The following is a 4,565-nucleotide window of genomic DNA, read 5'->3' on the forward strand; positions in this document are numbered from 1 at the left end:
TCCTGTTGAAACAGGACGTGGATTTGTGTTGCATACGGCAGATTTTGAAACACCGGAAAACTCCATCAACATATCCGACGACTTGTGCCTATCCACAACGATGGACGTTTTGAAGTCTATTGCTGATGGTCACGGCCCTTCCCACGCGCTTTTGGCCCTTGGCTATTGCGGATGGGAACCTGGGCAGTTAGAGGACGAAATCGGCGACAACGGCTGGCTCACAACACCAGCGTCATCAGATTTGATTTTCTCGACCCCAATGGACAAACGCTACACCCAAGCACTGAAATATGCGGGCATCGACATTGCGTTTCTTTCCAGCACCGCTGGCCACGCTTAAGTCTTACTCAACCTTGGAAATGACGTCTTTCTTTATCCCGCGTTTGATCAGCTGGACCATTTCTGGACCGGTTACGGGCTTTGAAAAAGCGAAACCTTGCACATAACGGCACTCTAGCAGTTTTAAGCGTTCTACCTCTTCAGGGGTCTCCGCCCCTTCTGCGATCACCCGCAAATCCAACTCTTTTGCTAAAGTAACGATAGCCCGCATGATGGGCATTTGGGTTTGCATTATCCCGTGCTTTGCTTCCATCTGAACAAATGTTGACGGGATTTTGACGAAGTCAAAGGGGAACCGGTGGAGATACGACAGGGACGAGTGCCCCACCCCAAAATCGTCTAACGCAAGACGGAAACCCATGCCTTTAAGCGCATCAAGAATATATGCGGATTGCTCTGGGGAGGACATGACTTGGCTCTCTGTCACCTCGAGCAACATTTTGTCGACCAATTCACCATGCGTTGCAATTAACGTACGCATTTCATTCAAGAGATTTTCGTTGGCCAATTGTTGTGCTGACAGGTTGAGCGACACGAAAAACTTCTCTGGCAGCTCGGTTGCATTCATCCATTCTCGCAATTGAATGGCTGTTTGCTCAATCACAACTTGCCCAAGTTTTTCGATCAAACCACTGCGTTCTGCTAGCGGTATAAACTCTTCGGGACTAATGGCACCGCGGTTTGGATGGTTCCAGCGCATTAGGGCTTCGGCCCCGGCCAGTTGGCCGCTTGCAAGATCATAAATGGGCTGGAAGTTCATTTGCACTTCGCGCTGATCTATGGCGCGTTCTAGGTCTGCATCCAACGAGCTTTGCGTCACGCCCAATTCGTTTGTGTTGGCTCGGTAGGCTTCGATCCGATCACCGCCCATGCGCTTTGCGTACATCATCGCCAATTCAGCATTGCGCAAAATATTGTCTGCGGAGTTTGGCTTATTGTCGTAAATCGTGACGCCAATGGAAGCTGAAATCGACAATTCATCATTACCAAATTTAATGGGTTCGCGGATCGACTTGCGCATCTGCTCGGCAAAGGCAGCAATTTTTGTGGCGCTCTGTTCGGACACAAGCACCACCGCGAACTGGTCACCATTGATCCGTGCCAATGTATCCAATGGTCGCATCAAACGCGAAAGCCGGCGGGATATCGCCAGCAGAATAGAATCTGCGGCCACATGGCCAATCCGTTCATCAAGGTTTCCAAACCCGTCGATATCGACCAAAAAGACGGCAGGTTTGTTTTCTTTTTGATCGCGCGAACGCACCAAGGCGCGCTCCAAACGGTCGAGCAGCAATTGCTTGTTGGGCAGGCCAGACAAACTGTCATGTACAGCATCATGCATCAAACGGTCACGTGCACTACGTTCGTCTGTAACATCCTGCAATGTGCCCACGCAGCGCGTTACATCGCCATTGTTGCCAACAACTGGTTTAACCCTAAGGCGAAAACTGCGATAGCTACCATCGTGAGAAATAATGCGAAAATCGCTGGAAACTTTGCCCCGTTTCAATTCGACCAATGTATCAAGCGCGGTGCGGAACCGGTCGCGATCTTCTGGATGCAACCGATCAAGCCACCCCTTGATTGCGCCTTGCAAGCTTTCATTGGCTTCCCCAAGCCGCACAGCAAGCGCTTCTGAAACAGAAACCCGGTCGCGATCCACATTCCAGTCAAAAACAAAATCGCCACTGCCGATCAGTGCCAACGCCTGGCGCTCAACATCGGACACTTGCCCAACGGAAACCTGATCATCTGTAAATGCGTGTTGAATAGCGGTAAAGCCGAGCAGCATAACAATAAGCACCAATCCGCCAGCAACTGCAGATTGCGCAATGTCGTTGCTGACGCTGCCAGAAACCACCATATATGCAAACACCAGCCATGCCACGGTGATGATCCAGGTGGGCACGATCATAATGGCGCGGTCGTAGCCACGTATGGCGAGAAAACCGACCACGACGATGCCGAACATACCCACGACGGCCAAAATGGCGCGCGCAATGCCGATCGAGAGCACCGGTTGGAAGAATGAGAGCACCATCAAGGCTGCAAGCGCCACACCAATAGCCAACGCCAAATGCATAAACCGCAAGTGCCAACGGTGTAGATTGAGATAGATGAATAAATAGCCAAATAGGGTGGTGGCGAGGGCAGCTTCGGCGGTGGCGCGCGAAGTGCGCAGTTGATCAGGCGACAGCTCGAAGATGGTTCCAATCAGGCCAAAATCAACCAGCAGATAGAACAACACTGCCCAGGCGAACATGGCAACGGCGGGGAATATACCGCGGCCTTTGACCACAAACATAATGGTGAGGAACACGGCCAAAAGGCTGGAGACCCCAAGCAATGTGCCGCGAAAAAGAGTGAATGAGCTTACATAATCTCGATAGGCGGAGGGCTCCCACATATAGAGTTCGGGCACATTTGCGCCTTCAAGTTCCATAATGAATGTAACTGTGGCACCCGGATCGATGGTGATCGAAAAGACATCAGCTTCCCTGTCCACCACCCGCTCAGGGCGAAAGCCTTGGCTGGGGGTAATAACATTTATCCGTTTGCCGCCCAAATCCGGCGCAAACGCCCCAGAACCGGGAAGGCGAAAATGCGGTGCCACCAGCAAACGTTCCAACTGCACATCATTTTGATTTGATATGGCGATCAGCGCCCAATTGGGGTTTGAGCCCTGCTCTGCAGCTTGCACTTCAATGCGCCGCACGATGCCTTCAGCATCTGGCGCGGTCGACAATTGCACGCGCCCATCGCTGCCTTCACGGTTTTCAAGCGCTAAAGATAGATCCAGCGCATCCACATTTTCATGAATGGTGACTGTTTCCAGGGCCCACACATTTGCAGCAGAAAAAACCAAAAAGACTTGCACGATCAACACTAAAATTGCGCGCTGCAACCGCTTAAGATGCATATAGCTACTCCCAATGGTCTTTTTCGTAGCGAGAAATGGCCACGGCTTCAACCAGATATAGTTGTTTACCCGAGTTATTAGCCGGTTCTATTGAATTCAAATCGTTCTTTTGTAAGGCCGAACAACAAATGATCTTGCCATTTTCCGTTTATTTTTAGGTAGCCTTCTGCTCGCCCTTCGTGCACGAAGCCATTTTTTTCCAAAACACGCACAGAACGTTGGTTGTCGACAAGGCAGGCTGCACATGCTCTGTGCAGCTTCAACTGATCAAAAATGAATGGCAATGCCATGCCGACAGCTTTTGTCATAATGCCTTGGTTGGCATTTTGCTCCCCCATCCAATATCCGATATTGACGGTTTGGGCCACACGACGACGGATATCAGAGAGGTTGATGCCCCCAACCAGCTTAGAGGAGGCCCCCGATATATCGTGGATAAAAAATGCGAAAGCCGCTTCCGCGACAGCTTCACGCTCGGCACGACGTACACGTTCGCGAAAAGAGGATAAGGCCAATTCGGTCTCGTTCCAAGTTGGCTCATACGGGACTAGATACTTACGACTGGCTTCGCGCAGCGCTCGCCATTGCTCATAATCGCTTAGTGTAGGCGTGCGCAAAATCAAGCTGTCTGACTTCAGCTCAATTGGTTGTCCCTTTTTAAAAAGCGTGCGCAGCACCTTTAGCCTCAAATTGAGTTCTTAGAATTTCAATTGGCTTTCAATCTTATCGTAGTCTGCAAGATTCGCCATTGGACCGATACCAGCCACCACAGGTTTTGCACCATTAAACAATTGCTCAGCGACTTCCATCACGCGAGAAGCATCAATGTTGTTGATGCGCTCAATTGTTTCTTCCATGGGGATAGGTCGGCCCCACAACAGCTGTTGCCGCGCCAATTGACCCGCGCGAGAAGATGGGCGTTCTAAAGACATCAAAAGCCCTGCGCGGATTTGGTTGCGTACCCGCACGACTTCGGTTTCGGTAATATCCAAGGTTGCCTGCTTAAGCTCATCAAGAACGACCGGCACCAATTCAGCCAAATCATCGTCACCAGTTGCCGCAGAAATGCCAAAAATACCGCTGTCCGCAAAGGCCCAGTGGAAAGCATAGATCGAATAGCATAGTCCACGTTTTTCGCGCACTTCTTGGAAAAGGCGTGAGCTCATGCCACCACCTAATATGCTGGCGAGAATCTGGCTGGCGTAGAAGCCATCAGAATGATAGGCGCGGCCCTCGACACCGATCAAAACATGCGCTTGTTCGTGGTCGCGATCAAGGCGGATATCACCGCCGTGCCGGTGACCTC

4 protein-coding genes are annotated in these 4,565 nt (G+C 51.0%); 1 reads left to right on the forward strand and 3 read right to left on the reverse strand.

Going from position 1 to position 4,565, the window contains the following annotated elements; genetic code table 11:
- On the forward strand, positions 1–340 hold a 340-nt coding region (locus tag Q0231_RS07830), incomplete at its 5' end, for a YqgE/AlgH family protein (RefSeq protein ID WP_299346922.1).
- Positions 341–343: 3 nt separating this feature from the next.
- Here the strand turns inward: Q0231_RS07830 and Q0231_RS07835 are convergent.
- The 3 genes from Q0231_RS07835 to Q0231_RS07845 form a co-directional block, all read right to left on the reverse strand.
- Positions 344–3,259 (reverse strand): EAL domain-containing protein, encoded by a 2,916-nt coding sequence (locus Q0231_RS07835; protein ID WP_299346924.1) that lies wholly within the window; start codon positions 3,257–3,259, stop codon positions 344–346.
- Between the two features lie 77 nt (positions 3,260–3,336).
- Positions 3,337–3,936, reverse strand: coding sequence for a GNAT family protein (locus tag Q0231_RS07840; RefSeq protein ID WP_299346926.1), 600 nt, complete (start codon positions 3,934–3,936; stop codon positions 3,337–3,339).
- Between the two features lie 21 nt (positions 3,937–3,957).
- Positions 3,958–4,565: pitrilysin family protein (locus Q0231_RS07845; protein ID WP_299346928.1), on the reverse strand; the 608-nt coding region annotated here is incomplete at its 5' end.

The sequence above is a fragment of the uncultured Maritalea sp. genome (assembly GCF_937139385.1).
GTDB classification, from domain to species: domain Bacteria; phylum Pseudomonadota; class Alphaproteobacteria; order Rhizobiales; family Devosiaceae; genus Maritalea; species Maritalea porphyrae_A.

Bases quoted from the DNA above. Each gene is read 5' to 3' on its own strand.
- Q0231_RS07835 (WP_299346924.1), bottom strand. From the start codon at position 3,259: ATGCATCTTAAGCGGTTGCAGCGCGCAATTTTAGTGTTGATCGTGCAA.